Below are 20,227 nucleotides of genomic sequence, written 5' to 3'. Positions count from 1 at the left end.
CTTGTGAACATTCTGATGATTTGTACGGAAAAGCTGCCTGTCCCCAATATTCGAGGAGGAGCTATCCAAACTTATATTGATGGTGTAGCTACACTACTAAGTAGACATCATAGAATTACCATTTTAGGTAGATCCGACCCCGCTTTACCCAACGATGAAGTCAGCAATGGCATCCGCTATGTTCGTGTGGAATCATATGGCTTACTAGAAGCATACACAGCAGGCGTAGTCCAATTTCTACAAAATACAGCTGAACACTATGACATTATTCAAATATACAATCGCCCTTTACTAGTTCTTCCTGTTAGAAATGTTGCGCCAACCTCCCGGATTATTCTAAGTATGCACAATGATATGTTCAACCCTCACAAGATCGAGCGTACCGAGGCGACTAACGTTCTCGAACAAACCGAGCGTATTATCACCATCAGTCAATATATTGGAACGGCCATTTGTGACTACTATCCCCAAGCAGCTGGCAAAATAAATCCGATTTATTCAGGCGTTGACTTAAATCGTTTTGCTCCGTGGCTAGAGTCCGAACAGGCAAGAAACGCTCGTGAGAGCCTAAGGGCTGAACACAATCTAACTGACAAGAAAGTCATCCTATTTGTCGGAAGGCTAACCCGCAATAAGGGACCACATGTGTTAGTGCGTGCGATGTCTGAAATCAAACATTCCGATGCTGTTCTCGTTGTCGTTGGAGGCGCTTGGTTCAGTGATAACTCCGTGAGCGACTATATCGCATACGTGAGAGCACTTGCCGTACGCTCGCCTCTTCCTGTCATTACGACAGGCTATATTCCAGCGCAAGATGTTCACCGTTGGTTCTGCGCAGGCGATATCTTCGTTTGCACATCTATTTGGCAGGAGCCGTTGGCACGTGTTCATTACGAAGCGATGGCCGCTGGACTACCTTTCCTCACAACATCTAGAGGTGGCAATCCAGAGATTGTAAAAAATAACAACGGACTGCTCATTGATAATCCAGAAAACCCGAGTGAATATGCACAAAAATTAAACTCGTTATTATCTGATATGAATCATGCACGTCAAATGGGCCTTAACGGTCGAAGACTAGCAGAGCAAAATTATCCTTGGGAACGTGTTGCTCAGGAAATTCTAGCCGTCTGGGAACAAAGATAAGTTGATTTAATCTCTTTCAAATCAGAGACTGGTGAAGAGGGCTGTCCAATAAGTAGTCAACTCTACTTAAGGTCAGCCTTTTTTCATCTACTATTTAATAGAAAAACCCCTAACTACGAGTATGGTACCTCTGCAAGCACGTGCAGAAGCCATTACAAGAGTAAGAGGTTATTTTATATAAATTACCCTAAGGTATCGGGCTTTAAATCAACTTATGCCTATCCTTACGCTTCTTCTTCCTCATCGTCGTCTTCATCTTCATCTTCGTCTTCATCGTCTGATTCTTCGTCATCGTTTTCTTCATCTTCATTGTCTGACTCTTCAACTAAGTCGCTAGATTCTTCATCATCTTCGTCGTCTTCGTTATCTGATTCTTCATTGTATGAATCTTCTTCTTCATCTTCTTCATCTTCTTCTTCTTCTTCTTCTTCTTCTTCTTCGTCTTCATCTTCATCGTCTTCTCCATCTTCTTCACCAAACTCCAATTTGGATCCGTCTGCTAATTCCACCTCAGCTTCGTCAACAGTATCCCAATCAATGTCCTTCATTAAATCGTCGATATCCTCAAATTCCACGTCAGTTTTTTCCCCATCCACGTACTCCAAAGAAATTTCTGTGATTTCTGGATTGCTTTTCAGATAACTAATTAATTTGTCTAGATTTTGCAAAATAACCATTCCTCTCAGCCTAAATTAGAAACTTAATTGTCTCCCCTTGTATACTATGTTTTTTCATATCGCCTGCTTAGGCTGTTGATAGAGTAAATTCGCGGATTATGTTTGTCCAGTTCGCTCAAATTATACTAAAAATCTACATATCAGCGTATTTTCCCTGTTAAAAGCCCTTACCTTTCATAAGTTTCATCATAAATTAATAATGTCTTCATATAGACAGGGAGGTAAAGCTTATGAAAGGATTAATTCTCTGTGCAGGCAAGGGTACTAGACTCCAACCATTTTCTAATATTAAACCTAAAGGCCTGCTTCCTGTGGCGAATAAACCCTTAATTTATTATGGAATCGAAAAACTAGTTGAATTAGGCATCAACGAGATCGGTATCGTCATCCGGCCCAATCTCCACACCATGTTTATGGAAGAAGTAGGTAATGGAGAACGGTGGGATGTAAATATCACATATATTTTCCAAGTGAATCCGCTAGGCATCTCTGACGCTGTGAAATTCTCTGAATCTTTCATAGATAATGAGCCATTCATTCTACTTCTGGGGGATAATTTGATTACACAAGATCTCCATGAATTATGTCATGCCATCACCCAAGACAATCACGATGCTGCTATTCTATTAAGAAAAGTAGCGAATCCCAAAGCTTTCGGAATTGCTGAAGTGAATAAAGATAGAATCATTGGTCTAGAAGAAAAACCTTCAGAGCCCAAGTCAGATCTTGCGGTTCTGGGAAGTTATGCGTTTAAATCAAGCATTTTCAAAGCCGTACATGCCATCCAACCATCGGCCAGAGGCGAATATGAGATCACAGATGCCATTCAGTGGCTCATTCATCAACAATATTCAGTCACCTATCAAATGACAGCAAAGAATTTTTCCGATGTCGGAACGATGGAAGGTTGGCTCGAAGCGAACAGGTGGATGTTACAGCTCATGGATGATGAGGGTTTACTTCCAAGTCCGATTGAACACCATCCGGGGAACACGTTTATCCCGCCAGTATGTATTGATCCTAGTGCGGAATTAATCAACTGTGTTATCGGACCTTATGTAACGATCGGCCCCAATGTTAGACTCGAAAGCTGTACATTAGAGAACAGTATTTTGTTAGAGTATGCCATTTTGAATCCTAACCATTATCCAATGACGAACTCCATTATCAGTCCACAGTCAGTTTTTGTTCAAAAAGATGGAGGGACAGGCAAATGAACATTTTAATTATGGGTATGGGATATGTAGGCGTGACAACGGGTTTGTTATTTGCTGAGCTTGGCTGGCAAGTTACGGGGTTAGATACGGATACGATAAAAATACAGGCTTTATCTGAGGGAAAACTCTCCTTTTATGAACCAGGGCTAGATCTTCTATTAAAAAAACACATTGAATCCGGGAATATTAACTTTATTTCTTCTCCGGAGAAAGGTATTCGTGAAAACGCCATTATTTTTATCTGTGTTGGCACTCCTTCTGATAAGGATGGAAGCGCCGATCTCCAGGCTGTACGAGGGGTTGCCCAAAGTATTGGTTCATTCATGAACGAATATAAAATCATTACTGTGAAAAGCACAGTTCCTATAGACACAAACCGTAAATTAGTGCAATGGGTTCAAGAATCACAAAGCTATCCCCACCCTTTTGATGTTGTTTCAAACCCAGAGTTCCTACGGGAAGGCAGTGCTTTATATGATTCCTTTCATCCCGATCGAATTGTAATTGGAAGTACTTCTGAGCATGCATCAACAGTCATTCAATCCTTATATGATCAAATCAAAGCCCCCCTTTTTGTTACGACACCTCGAACTGCGGAAATGATTAAATATGCCTCTAATGCGTTCTTAGCTACGAAAATTTCATATGTCAATGAACTCTCAAGACTTTGTGAAACTTTAGGCGTTAACATTTCTGACGTCACGACAGGCATGGGGATGGATCAACGGATAGGCCCTCAGTTCTTAAAAGCAGGGATCGGTTATGGCGGATCATGCTTCCCAAAAGACAGCATGGCGCTTTTATATACAGCAAAAGAAAACCAAATAGATCTAAGCATTCTTGATAAAGTAGTTGCGGTTAACAACTCACAAACTACCCATTTCTTGAACCTGTGGGAGCAGCAGTTGTGCGGATTCAGAGATAAAACCATTGGGATACTAGGAATCTCCTTCAAACCCAATACCGATGATTTAAGAGAAGCTCCTGCACTAGCCATCATTCAACAATTAATCGATAAGCAAGCGAACATCCGTGTACATGATCCCATTGCTAAGCTGCCAGAACATCTGCGTTCTGCATCGGTTCAACAGTTTGATGCCATCGAAATCACCTTGCAGCAATGCGATGCCGTCATCTTATGTTCGGAATGGAAAGACTATCGCGAAGCCAACTGGCAGCAATTACGAACGGTTATGAACAAACAAGTGATTTTCGATGGACGAAACATGCTCGACGGCAAAGAAATGACCAAGCTAGGCTATTCCTATTTCGGCATCGGAAATAGATAACTAAGCTGAAAGAAAGGAAGTTACTAGGAATGAAAATACTCGTAACAGGAGCAGCAGGTTTTATAGGCTCACATCTGTGTGAAAAACTTCTTCAAAACCCAAACCACGAAGTCATTGGATTGGATGCGTTAGTCTATAAATCACCAACGCCTATACATGTTAGGGAATATAACCTTCGGTATTTGCTGGCGCACGATCGATTTACTTTTATCAACCAAGATCTATTGCAGGTTCCGTTGTCAGAGATTCTTCCAGGTGTCGATATCATCTACCACTTGGCTGGGATGCCTGGCGTGCGTTCAAGTTGGGGCGAAGATTTCAAAACCTATGTCACGAATAACATCGAAGCTACGCAACGACTACTCGAAGGGTGTCGGAAATATCCCGTTAGCAAATTCGTGTATGCATCGACCTCCTCGGTTTACGGTGAAAAAACGAATCAAGTGAATGAAGATGCTAAGACAGAGCCTCTCTCGCCCTATGGGGTCACCAAACTGACTGGAGAGCAGCTCTGTAAGGTTTACGCGACAACAGACGAGTTACCCCTTGTTATCTTACGATTCTTCACTGTGTACGGTCCTAGACAGCGTCCGGATATGGCCTTTCATCGATTTATCCAACACATCCGACAAAACAAACCAATCCCCATCAACGGTGATGGTCTGCAAACGCGTGACTTTACGTATGTCGGTGACTGCGTAGAAGCCATCGCCGCAACGGCGTACGCAGCCAATATCATAGGTGAGACCATTAATATCGGAGGCAAAGAACGTGCATCGGTACTGGATTGCATTGCTATTCTTGAAGATCTTTTTGGTAAGAAAGTAGACATGCAATTACTGGGGAAAGCATCTGGAGAGCCTCGCCATACATGGGCAGATATTCAAAAAGCACAAACCTTGCTCGGCTATCAGCCCAGAACAGATTTGCGCACTGGACTTCAAGCAGAAATATTAGATTTATCACAGACCCCCTATTTATAGAGGGGCTACATAGGACGAAAAACTGAATTTAACTCCAATTGAAACTTACGTTCGGAATATATTCGTAATTTAGACAAAGAATTGACCCATTTAACCATATATTAACCATTATCTTGTAATTTATAGCTAGAAAGTGCCGTTTTCACACCTTGTTATTCCGTAAAATGAAAACATTACCGTTAGGTCTCACACAAACCGTCACAATTACAAGCGTTTCCATAGCTAACAAGCAAATGTTTTGTCATTTATAAAGCCAAAATCGGTCTCATTGGTTTGCAATTTTGAACATCATCGTTTATATTTTTATCTTGCTGGCTATCCTATTCACATAGAATTCGGATGATTTAACAATTTCAGTCAGTAGATAAATCATAATGAGGTGTACCGAAATGACATTGAAAAAAACAGCTGCAGGGCTTCTTATACTTACTATGGCAATCACGGGTGCTGCTTGTTCTTCCAAAGATTCAGCAACTTCTCCAAGCCCTGCTGCTACAACAACAGCAACGCCACAAGCTACGGCAGCTGTATCGCAAGATACAACGAATATGAAAGGCTATATTGCAGCTAGAATTGCTCGCGAGAAAGTTGATTACTTGTTCGCTGAAGCCAAATCAGCAGATGGCGCTTTCGTTGTAAATCCGATTGCAGCAACAGATAAAGAAACAGCAAAGAAATTCCTATCTAGCTACGTCGATGCTACTATGCTTGATACGTTAGTGAATCATTATGTAACAGATACAAAAGCTGGAGCAGCATTCCTTACGAACACGAAGTCGTACTTCACTTCCAATATCTTAACGACCAAAAAAGAAGACATTACGTTTGATGCAGCCAACACCGCTGAACTCGTGAAATTCACGACAAAAGATGGCGCGACGTATACAACGAAAAAAGTGAACGATAAATACCTTCTTGCAGAAGTGAAATAGGTAGTAGAAATAAGGGCTGTTTACGAGTAGATTGACTACTTGTAAACAGCCTTTTTCACGTTGCTATCCCCACGGGGCTAGCTTTGGGGAGCGGGAACTGGACGAGGGAGGTAAGTCGACGCGATAGCGTGCTGTAACTCGAAAAATTCGAGTTACGGGAGGCGAATCAGGCGATGTAGCTGCTGGAAGTCGAAAAATTCGAGTTACAGCAACAGAATGAGGCCATGTTGCTGCTGGAAGTCGAAAAATTCGACTTACGGAAACAGATTGAGGCCATGTTGCTGCTGTTAGTCGATAAATTCGACTTACAGCTTGCTCCACCAGCACGCCACCGCAAAAAAAGAGCTAAGCATCCGCTTAGCTCTTCCCCTTTGCTCTCTCCCCTAACAGTCTCCCTCATATCACTCACTCCGCAAAATAATTACTCTCATGCAGCCAATCCGCGATCTGGAACGATTGCATGATATGCGCTCTTTCCGCATCCCGCGGCTCGCCAACCAGAGTCCCATTATTTAGAATCGTGAAATTACGATTCGTGTTCACGAGGATTTTCCCCATTGCCGTTGGTTCAAATTTCGCTTTATCAACACCCATTAGGTAAGCAAGCGTAGGTAAGGTGTCGATTTGGCCACCAATTGTCGGGATCTGCTCCCCTTGTATGCCTTTACTGTAGACGATAAAAGGAAGTTGCAGCGAATGCGTTCTCCATGATTCATTTTCCAAGGATGGAATCGTGTCTACTTGATCTTGATAGTACTTATGCACCCCCGTATGATCGCCATAAATAGCAACTACCGATTGGTCTAACAGGCCTAACTGATCCAATTTGTCTAGGAAAGCACCGATCTGTTTGTCGGTATAGTTGATGGATTGGAAGTAGGCACCCATAATCGTTTTATCCAAACTTGGATCCAACTGGAGCTTCCTCGTTTTCTCCGGTAAATCGAAAGGACCGTGACTAGACAACGTAATGACATGGAGCATAAAAGGAGACTGAACATCCGTCAGTTTATCGCCTAGTTGTCTAAGATAGGATTCATCGGACAATCCCAGTCCAACGATATCATCTACCTTATACCTACGAAGATCCCAGCTCGTTTGGTACCCGATATTATGATGCGCCTCGACCCAGTTCCAGCTGCCCGCGGGTTCCGAATGCGTGGAAATGGTTTGATACCCCATCCCCTCCATCAGTTTAGGTAAGGAATTATAGGTGTTGGTTGGATAACGGAAAAAATTCGCTCCAGATCGCACTGGAAATACGGATGTCGTCGTTAGTAAATCACTATCTGAGCTTGTCCCATTGTTAACCTGTTCATAAAAGTGGTTAAAATACAGACTATTACCTAGCAAGCGATTTATGTTCGGCGTAATTTCTTGCCCGTTCACCTTCTCACCAATAACGAAGTTTTCAAGTGATTCTACCTGAATAACAATGAGATTCTTCCCTTGGAACATCCCTTTGTAACTATTATCCGGTAAACCTTCTTCATTACTTGCAAGCCAGGTTTGTACTTGTGTATGTTCTTGATCGGCAAGCTTGATTGTTTTGGCACTACCGAATAGCCGTAATCCGTCATACAAATGATAACCAATAGGTGACATATCTGACATAGATTGAAAAGGCGCCCAACTCAGATTAAAAAACATCATTTGCCCATCTGTCGTATCCTTAACATCAATTCGGTAATGCTCATATGAGACAACTCCAGCAGCTAGCAGCATTAGCGTAATGGCTAGTACTGGCTGTCTTTTTCGCTCTAACCGGCGCGACATGATTGGCATATTGTTATATCGGAAAAGTGCAATGCCACCAATAACGACGAGATCAAGGATGAACCACAAATCAAATAGACGTAGAAATGTCCAAAGATTATAATCAAGCGGGTTAAATCCATTCGGGTGAACAAGGAAGCGAAGTGATAGGAACGCGCCATAGGCTCTGTAATAAACGAGATCACAGATCAGAAGTAGACTAAATAGTACTTGAATCCCTACCAAATAATAGCGACGACCTTTCTTTTTAAAGAAAAGCCCTATACTAACTACAAACAGAATAAACATTAAATGGGAAAGTACCGGCGGAATTGTAAAATACATATCCCCAATATTGATTCCCGTATTCTCTGGTGCATGCAATGCTGCTAGTAGAAGTTGAGACTTCCACAAGATAGCAATGAACGTATACAGCGACAGCTTGTCGTTTCTGACGAGGATGCGCGAAAAACTTTGAAGCGTGGAGCGGATGCCCCTTCTTTTATAGGATGATAATTGCAGCAAAAACGTTTCACCTCATACCTGTTGATTTCAAGCCGATTTTCCCATTTTAACACAAGTTCTTGCCTCAAGTTGCTTACAATTATTGCAATATAGCGACAAGCAGCTGTGCATGGGACTGTTCATCAGATTAAAAAACCTCGAGACAACGCAGTCCCAAGGTTCTTTCAACAAGCCATTTCACAACATTTAATGGTTACTTTAGTTTTTCACCTTAATAAAAGTTTGGAGATGATAGATCAGAACAGCAGCCTGAGCACGATTCGTCGTCTCTACTGGGAATACACCATTCTCATAGCCATGCACCAGACCTATTTTAACTAAAGTAGCAACAGGCTTCCGAGCATACTCTGAAATCATGGCGTTATCTTCGAAAGCTGTGAGATCTTCTTGATCCCCCTCAACAGTCAGATGTTTTGAAACGCGCATCGCCCGATCCGTAAGTACCATCATATCCTCTCTCGTAATGGAAGCTTTCGGATGGAATTGATTCGATTCGTCGCCTTGCACGATGCCCAAAGCCCTTGACATAGTTACAGGCTGCGCGTAGTAGACTCCCTCCTCTATATCATCGAAGGGTTCACCCCGATCTGTGCCTTGGAGCCCAAGCGCCCTCATTAACAGCACAAGATAATCGGCTCGAGTTACGGCCGCTCCTGGACTAAACTGTCTTTCCCCCGTGCCATTGACAATCCCTGCTGATGCCAACGCTTCAATCGCCTCCACAGCCCAATCGAAAGAATCTAGATCATCAAAATGGTAGGGATCGTGAATCGTCAGTGTTGTTCGTGTATTCGTAAGCTTCGTGTTACTTATCAATTTGGAGTCTACAAGTTTCACACTACTTAGTGTGAGATCGCTCCTCCCGTTTTTAATCGCTTTAAAATGCATCTTAAATAAGGACTGCTCTCCTTCTAATCCTTTCCCTTGACCGATCTTTGTATGCGCGATTTGAATGTTTGTCCCCTTCACAAGCGGTGGAACCGAGAAGCCAGGGACATCAGACTTTGCATCTATAAATGTTAACCTTGTAGGATCATACGCCATATTGATTTCAAAAGCATAAACATCTATTAATTCCTGTGCATGTATGACAACTTCAATGGTGTCACCTTGATTTGGCATCTGTGAAGAAACTTTCATTGTAAATGTACCTGACTGTTCGGCCTCAGAGGCCCAAATCATAGTAGGAAGAATAAGACCTATACCAAGTATGAGAACCAAGCTGGAGGTGATCCATTTTCGCAATGCCATCATCCATCTCCCCTTTCAGCATTCCATTCCGAGCAATTCACTCTTATACAAGAAGCATCGCCCGCCATAAAACTATACGAAACGTATCATAACGGGCGAGCTTAAGCTTAGTTAACGACTTTTATTGCAGAATACGTTGTGCCACTGCTGCTAGATCAACCAGATCTACTTTGCCATCTTTGTTAAAGTCCGCTTTCTTAAACTGTGCCCAATCCGTGTCTGCGGATGTCTTACCATAAGCTGCTGCTACATTTGCCAAATCAATGATATTAAAGATGCCATCATTATTCAGATCGCCTTCCATACCACTGAATTTCTTATCATCAAAGTCTTCCAAGGCCTGTTGAAGATTAGCTATAGCTTGTGTGACTTGCGCCTTCGTCACATTAGGACTCGCCGCCACACTTCGCGCAGTATCAATTGCCGTTAACAAGTCAGCTTTCGACCCTACCGCATATTGACCACTCGCCGTTCCTTCCACAGCGCCATCATAGATGGCTTGAGCGGTTGCGATCTTACCGTTTAGAATCGTCAGGTCAATAATCGCTTTGACCAGAATAGTTTGAGAATCTGGGGATAGATTCGTTGCTGTTTGAAGATCTGCTAGGGCTAAACTGTCCAACGAGATTGTTGTGCTCACATTGTCTGCTGGTGCTAAAGCTCGCCAATGCAGGGTCATCAAAGGTCCGTTGACATCCCCATTCAACAAATTCGCAGTCAGAATGCGCAAATGTCCGCCTTCATTCTTTTGCCCAATAATCGTAATTGCAGGATTCAAAGATTCTACCGAGTCAAAAACAAGCAAACCGGCGTCATAAGTCAATTGAATATCTTGTGCATACACGCTGGAAACGACATCCGTCAGACTTATTGTCGTATCAAAGGATTGCCCGCTTGTAACCGTAGGTGGGCCTTCAATGACTGCTGAAGGTGGAATAGCTCCATACACTCTCACCTCATGGACAGACCACCAGCTAGAATTCGTAGCAGTCTGCACAACTTTGAAATAACGAACACGCTGTGGTGCAAAGTCAGCCGTCACAAGCTTATTCGTACCAGCTCCCGTTGCTATTGGACTTCCCCATGTGACACCATCATTGGATACGTAAATCGCATATCCGCGCGCATAGTCATTATTGCTGCCCGAGGAATCCATTTCAATACTGTTGATCGTTGTTGAAACTTTCATATCAATGGTGAATGATTGCTCTGGCGACGGCGACATTGACTTGCCTGAGCTCCAACGCGTTCCCAGATCACCATCAATTAGATTGCCTGCCGAACCTCCAGACGTTGTTGTCACTGTCCAGGTCGAGCGGTCTAATGCTCTCTTTGGCGTTGTTACACTTAACGCTGAACTGAGAGCGGAGAAGTTATTCCCGCCATCTTTGGCTTTCACCGTATAGCTGTAAGTCGTCAATGGTTTTACCGTCGTATCCAGATATTCTGTCGTCGTGGTTTGACCAATGCGCGTACCATCCCGGTACACTTCATATCCCGTCACGTTGAGGTTATCTGTCGATGCGGTCCAACCGATTTTGACACGATCATGTGCTGCTGTTTCTTTGAGAACCAGATTCGTAGGCACACTTGGCGCTATCGTATCACCAGCATCCGTACCATAGAAGTTAAGCGTCTGTCTCTGTGAACTGCCCGATGTGCCATACACGCGACCGCCAATACCATTAATAATGTGTGTAATTTCGCTTCCCGCCGTACCATTCAACCAAATGGTCGTTGCATGATGGATTTTCACCCCTGGTGCATCTGGTACCTCAATGGCATTGTCCAGCTTCACCGCTGCATCTCGGAAATAGGAGTACACACCTAAGCCCCAAGCTTCATGTGTCGTGACGGTGTCAGCGACTTTATACGAGGCATAACCATTCTTGCTTCCGTCCATCCAAGCGGCTTGATTCGGAACATCATACGGAATCTCAGACTGATAAAAGTAAACACGACCGCCATTCCCGTTCCATAGGGTTTGATATTCATTATGATGCTCGTTGAATAAGCCGTAGAGAGTAACATCATCGCCATTCACGATAAGTCCATTCGTTGAAACGTTCTCTGTCCAACCTGCACCAGCACCATGGTCTGCACGCCACATCCAGAAATGATCACCAATAATGTCATCACTATTAATGGTCATCTGTGCTTTATTTTCACCAACGACAGCTCCACCTGTGCGGAAAAATAAATCGTGCAACGAAGTTGGATTTGCCGAGTGATCCGTTGAACTGCCAGCTGGCCCAACTTCTAATAAGGATGAGGTTGCATTGGGCCCCGCTTCATACAACAACCCTGCGACCTTCACGCCATCGACATCGGCAATGGTCATAGCTGGCTTATCTGTCATTGGAATAAGCGTTGGCATCCCGATGCCCAGTACAACTGTATTCGCACGAGTGATACGAATCGTATCATTAATGTGATAAATTCCCGGCGTGAATAGCAAATTCTTGCCATCCGCCAAAGCAGCATTGATATTCGCAGCACTTGTTGTTGCAGGAACGTCGGCGCGAACAATATAGAATTGGTCCATCCCAATGGAATCTCCGGGTGTTGGACCATTGGCCCAGCTTGCACCTTGAGTATTCTGAGTCAGCGAAGGAACGAATACCTGATACTCATTTGCGTTGTTGATGTAGAGATACGGCTTCTCTCTAATGACTGGTGTGTTCTCCACAACCGTATAAGGCGGATCCGGGAAGTTGCCTGTTGGCGTATTCTTGTCACCGACAAAAACCATATTCCAAACCCCATTCGACCAACTCGACCACTGACTATTTCGCGAAAACCATTGTTGCTGTGAAGCCGGTGTTACTTGACCATCTACGATGGAATCCGCGAGGAATCCGCCACTTGCCCATCCTGCACCCCAACCCGCATCAAAATCGAACAAATTTAATTTCCCTTTGATATGTAATCGCCGGAGTGGTGCCGCTTGTGAAACAGCGATTTGCGTCGTACCTGCTGAGAAATGAGCCGGTGCAGGCGGTGTATAATTAAAGGTTGGATTAATGCTCAGATTTTCAATTCCACGCCAAAAGTTACGAGTGGCATTGCCGTTATCCCAATCCGCATTTACATTCAGTCCACCATTGATCAACACATCATCTGGATTCAGTCCCAGCCCTGACGCTTGTGTGTTAAACCCAATAAAGTAATTCCCATTATACGTTCCTGGTTTAAAAAGAAAGGCATCCCTTTCCGTCCCAAATTCGTTGGACTCTTGTCTTGTGAACACCGCATTTACAGCACTCTGAATGTCAGCAGCAGGCATATCGGGGTCGAATACGTACACATTCGGACCAAAAATGGATGAATTGGCATCAGCAATTGGTGTTGCTGCACTCGAAATACCAGGACTCCACAAACTTAGAACAATTGCCATCATGGATACGGATGAGACCATTTTCTTGAAACTACGCATTGTATACCTCCCTTGGATTAGAACCGATCAACCCTGATTCAAATGCTATTGGTAAGCGATTACATAATTTCTCCGATCACCCTCTCCTCTTGCAAAGTAGGATGCTGTCTCGTAGTTGATACCTTAATCATAGAAAAATACCGCTTTCAATGAAAGCGGTAAACTTAAGGAGATTAGGAGAGTTATTTAAGGTATTGGGATATTTTTACTTAGAGCTGCCAACTGATATGCTCCTAGGTTTGTTTGAGCTAACCTTACCGGATAGTTCAATCATTCATTAGTTCTATCTTTTTCGCACTCGCCTGTGCTGAAGAAGATTCATTAATTCCAAGCAATCGTCCCCGTATCTTACTTTTTATCCTTACTCCAGCTCCTTCACAACAGCTCGCCCAGCAACGCGTCCGGTAAACAAGCAGCCTCCTAGAAAAGTCCCCTCCAACGCACGATACCCGTGCAGCCCGCCGCCACCGAAGCCGCTTGCCTCACCGGCAGCATACATGCCAGGAATCGCCTCACCCGCCTGATTCAGAACGCGACCGGATAAGTCCGTTTGTAAGCCTCCCAAGGTTTTGCGACTAACAATATTCAATCGCACCGCGATAAGCGGTCCATTCACAGGGTCCAGCATACGATGCGGCTTCGCAACACGAATTAATTTATCACCGATATAGTTACGCGCGCCTCGAATGGCCGTGATTTGCAGATCCTTCGTAAAGGTGTTCGCGATTTCGCGATCCCTTGCCTTCATTTGCCGTTCAATATGCTCAAAATCAAGCAATGTCTCCCCTGTCACTGCATTCATACCAGCGACTAGCTCTGCCAATGTCGGAGCAACGACGAAATCCTCTCCCTTATCCATAAAAGCTTGCACCGGAGCCATTGCTCCTGGCAGTGCTCTGGACAATACTTTGCGTATGCTTTTTCCCGTTAAATCGGGATTCTGTTCAGAGCCTGACAAGGCGAATTCTTTTTCAATTATTTTCTGCGTCAAAATAAACCACGAATAGTCGTAACCAGACTTCTGGATCGTCTCTAACGTGCCTAAAGTATCAAACCCTGGAAAGTTAGGTGCAGGAAAGCGCTGACCACGTGCATCCAACCATAATGACGACGTACCTGGGAGAATTCGAATGCCATGCTTATGCCACACGGGATTCCAATTCTTAATTCCTTCTGTGTAATGCCACATCCGGTCCCGATTCACAATTCGACCTCCGGATTGCTCTGTAATGGCGAGCATGCGACCATCGACATGGGCTGGCACGCCTGAGAGCATCCGCTTGGGAGCTTCACCCAGCCGACTCGGCCAATATTGGCGGACTAATTCGTGATTAGCGCCAATACCGCCACTACTTACAATTACCGCCTGCGCATGGTATTCGAACTCACCCAGCACCTCACGCGAACTCGCTTCCCCGCGTGCGGCTGTGCTAGCCACAAGCACAGATCCCCGAACACCGGTAATGCCCCCACCGCTTTGAATAAGCTCGTTCACACGATGCCGGGGCATATAGTCGACGCGCCCCTGCTTCCTATGCTCCCTTATCCGTTGTTCAAAAGGGGCAATGATGCCAGGGCCTGTCCCCCACACAATGTGGAAACGAGGTACCGAGTTGCCATGCCCCTCCGCTAAGTAGCCGCCACGTTCCGCCCATCCGACAACGGGGAAGAAACGGATCCCCATGGCTTTCAGCCATTCACGTTTTTCCCCAGCGGCGAACTCAACATAGGCCTCCGCCCATTTGCGGCCCCAATAGTCCTCGTCGTCTACACGATCAAAGCCAGCAGCACCCTGCCAATCCTGCCAAGCTAGATCCAAAGAGTCCTTAATTCCAAGCCGACGCTGTTCGGGGGAATTCACTAAAAATAAACCGCCAAATGACCACCAGGCTTGTCCGCCAAAGGAAGCTTCTGGTTCCTGATCCAGCAGCAGCACCTTTTTGCCCGCATCCGCGATTTCCACTGTCGCCACTAAGCCCGCTAGTCCCGCTCCAACTACAATTGCATCATAATCCATGATCGAATTCTCCTTTGTTCTCGTCTCTAGATAGCTGCTATCGATCTCTTACCCTTCCAATGGCAAATTGCCCCCTTCCGACCACAATAGCCAAAAAGGAGGCAACGCCAAGTTTATTCCATATCAATTAGAAAATTAAGAATCCTTGAGATCCTCTTCCATGTCATCGATGACGACTAACGATTTCTCCATGGCTAGCTTTTTCAATGCCACAGGTTTCACTTCAATCGCTCTAGGACGCGAATCCCCGTACAGTTCCGTGAAAATCTCTTCAATTTCATCACCGGTCAAATCTTCCCGTTTCAACAGCTCTTCCGCAATCTTATGAACGAAATCCGTATAATCGAGTACGAGTTTCTTCACTTCGAGCATTTGCTCTTTGAGAAGCTCATTGATTTGTGGGCGCAGCGCCTTGAGTCCGTCCGTTCGCGAACCGACCGCCAAGAAGCTGAACAGCTCATCGCCCATCCCGAGCATTCCGAGATATGCACCTGCAATTTGAGTTGCATGTTGAAGGTCAGAAGTAACCCCATTTAATTTCTTGTGCAAAAATTCATCTTCTACCGCACGAGCTGCTAGACAAACCTGAATCTCTGCCAGCATCTCAGAATCACTGCGATTATAACGCTCATGCGTCTCCTTCGTGGCCGAAAGTCCAAGAGCGCCGCCACGCCGAACGATGGTCACTTTCCAAACACGTTCGTGAGGCTTAAGCAGGAACTGTGCCACGGCATGACCTGCTTCGTGATACGCGACATTCCGCTTCTCATCATCACGCATCGAGCGGAGTGGTTGTTTGAGCCCCCACTCATACGTTTCCATAGCGGCACGGAAATCCTCATAACTGGCAGCTTGCGCCCCACGTTGATGGGCAATAACGACAGCTTCGTTGACGATATGTTTAATTTGCGCAGGGCTGTATCCAATGGAATCAAGACCAGCTTTCTCTGCGGTTAAGGTTTCATCAAGCTTGACTTTTTTCAAATAGTATTGGAAAATATCAACCCGACCGTCATAGTCAGGAACATCTACCCACAGTTGCCGATCGAACCGACCTGGTCGCAACAAAGCTGAATCCAGTACATCAGGCAGGTTGGTTGCTGCTACGGTTAGTACGGGAGGTCTTTCTGCTTTTTTACGGCGTAGACCGAGTGAACGAAGCATCTTTACAATCTTAGACGTGTCAATGTTAGGAGGGTCCATCTGAAGGAGTAGCTCGTTCAGTAGGCCTGAACCGCCGCCCATCCCCATCATGCCCATCATTCCACCGCCAGCACCGCCTTGACGACTCATCCCAATCGCATCAATCTCGTCAATAAAGATGATACATGCCCCATAGACGCGAGCCAGCTTGCGCGCTTTTTTGTAAATACCCATAACCTTTAAGTTACCAACACCGAAGAACATGTTTTGAAAACTCGGCGCTGAAGCATATGCAAACGGTACTTGTGCCTCATTCGCAATAACCTGAGCCAAGTAGGATTTACCGGTCCCCGGCGGTCCGCAGAGCAGCAATCCGCGAATCGCTTCGCCGCCCATCTCCTTGAACTCCTTGACTCCTTTTAACAAGGTAACGATTCGTTTCGCATTCTCCACAATCTCAGGATTCCCACGATAATCATCCCATGTCGATCCCGTCTCTCCAGGCAGAATCCAGTACGTTCGCCCTCTCGCTAGGAACCAGAAGAGTGCAACAAACTGAATAATCATAAAGGCCATTGCGAAAACCAGTTGCATTAATAATGTCGCAATACTAATCGCAATCCCCCAAGCGGTTGGCCCACCTGCCCATAACAGCCCAAAAAGCAAGGCAATGGCTATAAGCCAGAGGATTAACTTTCGCCATCTAATCCATTGATATCTCCTCATGGCTACACTTCCTTCATATAATAAAGTTTGAATATCCCTATGAAAAACTCATATCTAGGCCCTGCTTAAGCAGGGCCTCAGCAAAGACACTATTGGAATCTTTTGACGATATCTAGCACGTACTTGATCATCACAGCGAGACCGCACAGGAAGTAAAAAATCACGATAATCCAACCTGTAGGATCAAAGGCAGTCATAGACAATAGTACAGTCAGTGGCAGTACGTAGTAGAGGACATCTTTTAAATAACCTAACACGAGTGTAGGACCAAAGGAGCCTTCCCAGAAGGATTTGAAGAACGCGATAATAAAATCAATAAGCATAAACCCAAAAATGCCCCAAAATGTGTAAATTATCCACCCATCAAGTGTATTAGTCACTTTTCATCACCACCTTCCTACATACTATGCTAGGAATAGTGTCATGTGAGAAAGGCGTGGGCACTACCTTTGAGCCCAAAATGTTTCCTAATCTAATACTTACTTCATTTAGCTTTATTTTCCTTCTCGTTCAATGAGGTTTTAAGAAAAATATATTACTTATTTTTGAAAATAAGACCGAGGATATCCCCAGAATCTTTGAAAATCCACTTCTATATAGCCGCTGTATCACGTAAGCGCAACCAAGCTAATGATATGAAGCGATAAAAAAATAATTTCCTTTATTCGCAAGTCAACACCCAGAAATACCCAATTATTTCCGAATAGTTTAACTAGCTTAACATCGCAAGCAAGCACCGCATAATCGCAATTTTCTACTCATTTATTTTATTAAGGAGAGAAGAAAAGATGAAGTATTCGCGCATGAAAAAACTGCTTGTACCCACGTTAGCCCTTACACTTGTGATGGCTACGGGAACTACGGCCTTCGCACAGAATGGTCGCGACCACAAAGACGATGATCGTTCCAACAACTCACGCCAATCCTTTGACAAACGCCCTTCTGCGGCAATCAAGTTCGACTTCAAAGATATCAAAGGTAAAGAATTTGAATGGGCTTTAAACTACATCATGAGTCTAGTCTCTAGACGCATTTTCGATGGGTATCCTGACGGTACCTTTAAACCGCAAGAAACGGTCTCTCGCATAGAAGCAATCACGGCAGCGGTTCGATTAATGGGGCTTCGCGATCAAGCTGAATCCGCCGAAGAGAAAGCAACCAAGTTGAATTTCAACGACGCAGCGAGTGTACCTTCCTGGGCCGTCGGATATGTTGCGGTAGCGCTAGAGAACGACCTATTCGCCGAGTCCGATACGAATGTCAATCCAAATCAGCCAGCAGATCGGTTGTGGGCCACGACGCTCCTAGTCAAAGCATTGAAACTTCAGGACGAAGCTGAAGCTAATATGAATGCAAGGCTGCCATTCTCGGACGCAGCGAGCGTTCCTGCTGGATCCGTTGGGTATGTCAAAGTTGCTGTCGACAAAGGGCTTGTGAATGGTTTCGAAGATAACACATTCCGTCCCAAACAGCTTGTAACCCGCGCACAAATTGCTGCTTTGCTGGATCGGGCAGGTAATCAATTGCCAAATAATATTGACGGTCTTGTAACAGGAACCGTGTTAGCACCAGTCAATAGCAATATTTTGACCGTACGTACGAACGGCCAGAACCTTAATCTGACCTTGGATCCTAATGTGTTTATTTACCGGAACGGCGCTAAAGTCAGCCCATCGGCTTTGCAAACGGGAGATGTCCTGAAGATTCGATCCAATGATGGCTACATCATTTATATTGAAGTCACACAGCCAAGCGGAAGCAATCCCTCAACGCCTACACAGGCCATTGGCGTAAAGACCGGCATGGTGACAAGCGCGATTACAGGGAATACACTTACCCTCTTAACGAATGGGCAAACCATCTCACTCCCTATGAACAGCAATGTGCTGTACTTCCGGAACGGATCGCCAACCACAGCCTCTGGCATTCAAGTCGGTGACATCGTGAGCACGCGTTCCTATAACTATGGCGTCAGCTATGTGGAAGTGACACAGCCAGTGGGTACCAGCGGCACGCCAACCAATTTTGCTTCGACGATTACAGGTACGTTGTCTTATCCGATTAGCGATAGCACCATGCTGGTAACTACTTCTACTCAACTTCAAGGCATTCCACTTGGCAGTCAGACGATTGTGTACAAAAACGGTGCATTCACGACCGTATCCGCCCTGCAGGTTGGCGATGTCCTGACAACCTATGCCTACAATAGTGTGGCAGCCGTCATTGAAGTTACCAAGAGTGTGTCACCATTGACGACGACAGGCGAGTTGACTGGAACTGTTACGGGGACGCTCAACAATAATGCCATTACACTAACGAGCGGCAGCCAATCTTACAGCCTGCAACTCCATGCGAACACCTCCATTTACTTGGATGGCACGCAAACAACGAGCGGCGTATTACAGCCAGGCCAAGTCATCAAAGCGCATTACTATAACGGCGTTATCCTGCATGCTGAAGTACTTAATCGCGCGGATGGCACAGCTGTGACGCAGCCAACCATCAACCAACTTACCGGCACCATCATTTCGGCGACAAACAGCCTCCTAGTTGTTGTAAGTGGCAATCAAGCTCAAGCGATTCCCTTGAATGACAAAGCTTTCGTCTATCGAAGCGGCCTTCAGGTCAGTGGTTCCGCACTTCAGCCCGGCGATGTCGTCAAACTCCGCTCCTACAATAACTCAGCCATTTATGCCGAGGTCACACAGCTTACCAATGGCAACAATCAGAACTTCAGTGTTTCTGGGACATTTAACAGTGTTACCTTTACAAATCAAGGCAAAATGGCAACCATCACAATCAATCAAACCGGTACGAACGGCAGTAACGTGACAACGACCTACAACGTGTCATCCAGTGTGACGATTACAGGCAACATTTCAAATTTGGTACAAAACCGTCCTATTACCTTACAAGGCACTGGAGCCACCATTACGAAAATCAACATTCAATAATCAAAAGAAGGTCTCCCATAAGCCATAATATGGCGGGAGGCCTTCTTTTTTGAATTGGCGTCGTGTACCTGCCACTTAACTTACAAACAGATTGCTGTGTTCGTGTTCGTGTTCGTCGCATCAAAGATGCAAAAGTACATCCTTTTGGGATGCATGTATCCTCTCTATTTGAAATG

The 20,227-nt window shown here is 45.0% G+C and carries 13 protein-coding genes; 6 read left to right on the top strand and 7 right to left on the bottom strand.

The annotated features are described in order from the left end of the window. Nucleotides 1–3: 3 nt before the first annotated feature. Nucleotides 4–1,146, top strand: a complete 1,143-nt coding sequence (locus J2736_RS11460) for a glycosyltransferase family 4 protein (protein WP_310226589.1) — start codon at nt 4–6, stop codon at nt 1,144–1,146. Between the two features lie 224 nt (nt 1,147–1,370). Here J2736_RS11460 and J2736_RS11455 read toward each other — a convergent pair whose 3' ends face one another. Continuing rightward, entirely contained in the window at nt 1,371–1,823 is a 453-nt protein-coding gene (locus tag J2736_RS11455; protein WP_310226588.1) for a hypothetical protein, read from the bottom strand. Between the two features lie 230 nt (nt 1,824–2,053). Between J2736_RS11455 and J2736_RS11450 the strand changes: the two genes are divergently transcribed. The 4 genes from J2736_RS11450 (at nt 2,054) to J2736_RS11435 (ending at nt 6,244) form a co-directional block, all read left to right on the top strand. Continuing rightward, nucleotides 2,054–3,040: a sugar phosphate nucleotidyltransferase gene (locus J2736_RS11450; RefSeq protein WP_310226586.1), complete on the top strand. Its 987-nt coding sequence runs from the start codon at nt 2,054–2,056 to the stop codon at nt 3,038–3,040. Next, nucleotides 3,037–4,329 carry a UDP-glucose dehydrogenase family protein gene (locus tag J2736_RS11445; protein WP_310226584.1) on the top strand — a complete coding sequence of 431 codons (1,293 nt, stop codon included), beginning with the start codon at nt 3,037–3,039 and terminating at the stop codon, nt 4,327–4,329. Before J2736_RS11450 ends, J2736_RS11445 begins: the two co-directional genes overlap by 4 nt. 29 nt (nt 4,330–4,358) lie before the next feature. Further along, entirely contained in the window at nt 4,359–5,312 is a 954-nt protein-coding gene (locus J2736_RS11440) for an NAD-dependent epimerase/dehydratase family protein (RefSeq protein WP_310226583.1), read from the top strand. Between the two features lie 389 nt (nt 5,313–5,701). After that, on the top strand, nt 5,702–6,244 hold the full coding sequence (locus J2736_RS11435; RefSeq protein ID WP_310226581.1) for a hypothetical protein: 543 nt from the start codon (nt 5,702–5,704) through the stop codon (nt 6,242–6,244). A gap of 405 nt (nt 6,245–6,649) precedes the next feature. Here the strand turns inward: J2736_RS11435 and J2736_RS11430 are convergent, their stop codons facing one another. The 6 genes from J2736_RS11430 to J2736_RS11405 all read right to left on the bottom strand — a co-directional run bounded on the left by J2736_RS11430 (nt 6,650) and on the right by J2736_RS11405 (nt 17,420). After that, nucleotides 6,650–8,524, bottom strand: coding sequence for an LTA synthase family protein (locus J2736_RS11430; protein ID WP_310226580.1), 1,875 nt, complete (start codon nt 8,522–8,524; stop codon nt 6,650–6,652). Nucleotides 8,525–8,722: 198 nt separating this feature from the next. After that, complete coding sequence (locus J2736_RS11425; protein WP_310226579.1) at nt 8,723–9,778, bottom strand: S-layer homology domain-containing protein; 1,056 nt, start codon at nt 9,776–9,778, stop codon at nt 8,723–8,725. 118 nt (nt 9,779–9,896) lie between these two features. Next, a complete protein-coding gene (locus J2736_RS11420) occupies nt 9,897–13,211 on the bottom strand; it encodes a discoidin domain-containing protein (protein WP_310226577.1) in 3,315 nt (1,104 codons plus the stop codon). Nucleotides 13,212–13,572: 361 nt separating this feature from the next. Next, nucleotides 13,573–15,228 (bottom strand): FAD-binding dehydrogenase, encoded by a 1,656-nt coding sequence (locus J2736_RS11415; RefSeq protein WP_310226576.1) that lies wholly within the window; start codon nt 15,226–15,228, stop codon nt 13,573–13,575. Nucleotides 15,229–15,363: 135 nt separating this feature from the next. Then, on the bottom strand, nt 15,364–17,097 hold the full coding sequence (locus J2736_RS11410; RefSeq protein WP_310226575.1) for an AAA family ATPase: 1,734 nt from the start codon (nt 17,095–17,097) through the stop codon (nt 15,364–15,366). A gap of 89 nt (nt 17,098–17,186) precedes the next feature. Further along, nucleotides 17,187–17,420, bottom strand: a complete 234-nt coding sequence (locus J2736_RS11405; protein WP_310226574.1) for a hypothetical protein — start codon at nt 17,418–17,420, stop codon at nt 17,187–17,189. A 465-nt stretch (nt 17,421–17,885) separates the two neighbouring features. On the opposite strand from J2736_RS11405, the gene J2736_RS11400 reads away from it, so the two are divergent. Further along, nucleotides 17,886–20,051 carry an S-layer homology domain-containing protein gene (locus J2736_RS11400; RefSeq protein ID WP_310226573.1) on the top strand — a complete coding sequence of 722 codons (2,166 nt, stop codon included), beginning with the start codon at nt 17,886–17,888 and terminating at the stop codon, nt 20,049–20,051. Nucleotides 20,052–20,227: the final 176 nt, after the last annotated feature.

Origin of the sequence: Paenibacillus qinlingensis (assembly GCF_031455095.1) — a bacterium.
Classification (GTDB): Bacteria; Bacillota; Bacilli; order Paenibacillales; family NBRC-103111; genus Paenibacillus_E; species Paenibacillus_E qinlingensis_A.
This window is presented reverse-complemented; position numbering and strand designations above follow the sequence as displayed.

Excerpts from the sequence above, each read along its gene's own strand:
- J2736_RS11400 (WP_310226573.1), top strand. The coding sequence starts at position 17,886 with ATGAAGTATTCGCGCATGAAAAAACTGCTTGTACCCACGTTAGCCCTT.
- J2736_RS11415 (WP_310226576.1), bottom strand. The coding sequence starts at position 15,228 with ATGGATTATGATGCAATTGTAGTTGGAGCGGGACTAGCGGGCTTAGTG.
- J2736_RS11450 (WP_310226586.1), top strand. The coding sequence starts at position 2,054 with ATGAAAGGATTAATTCTCTGTGCAGGCAAGGGTACTAGACTCCAACCA.
- J2736_RS11435 (WP_310226581.1), top strand. The coding sequence starts at position 5,702 with ATGACATTGAAAAAAACAGCTGCAGGGCTTCTTATACTTACTATGGCA.
- J2736_RS11440 (WP_310226583.1), top strand. The coding sequence starts at position 4,359 with ATGAAAATACTCGTAACAGGAGCAGCAGGTTTTATAGGCTCACATCTG.
- J2736_RS11455 (WP_310226588.1), bottom strand. The coding sequence starts at position 1,823 with ATGGTTATTTTGCAAAATCTAGACAAATTAATTAGTTATCTGAAAAGC.
- J2736_RS11420 (WP_310226577.1), bottom strand. The coding sequence starts at position 13,211 with ATGCGTAGTTTCAAGAAAATGGTCTCATCCGTATCCATGATGGCAATT.
- J2736_RS11410 (WP_310226575.1), bottom strand. The coding sequence starts at position 17,097 with ATGAGGAGATATCAATGGATTAGATGGCGAAAGTTAATCCTCTGGCTT.
- J2736_RS11405 (WP_310226574.1), bottom strand. The coding sequence starts at position 17,420 with ATGCTTATTGATTTTATTATCGCGTTCTTCAAATCCTTCTGGGAAGGC.
- J2736_RS11445 (WP_310226584.1), top strand. The coding sequence starts at position 3,037 with ATGAACATTTTAATTATGGGTATGGGATATGTAGGCGTGACAACGGGT.
- J2736_RS11425 (WP_310226579.1), bottom strand. The coding sequence starts at position 9,778 with ATGATGGCATTGCGAAAATGGATCACCTCCAGCTTGGTTCTCATACTT.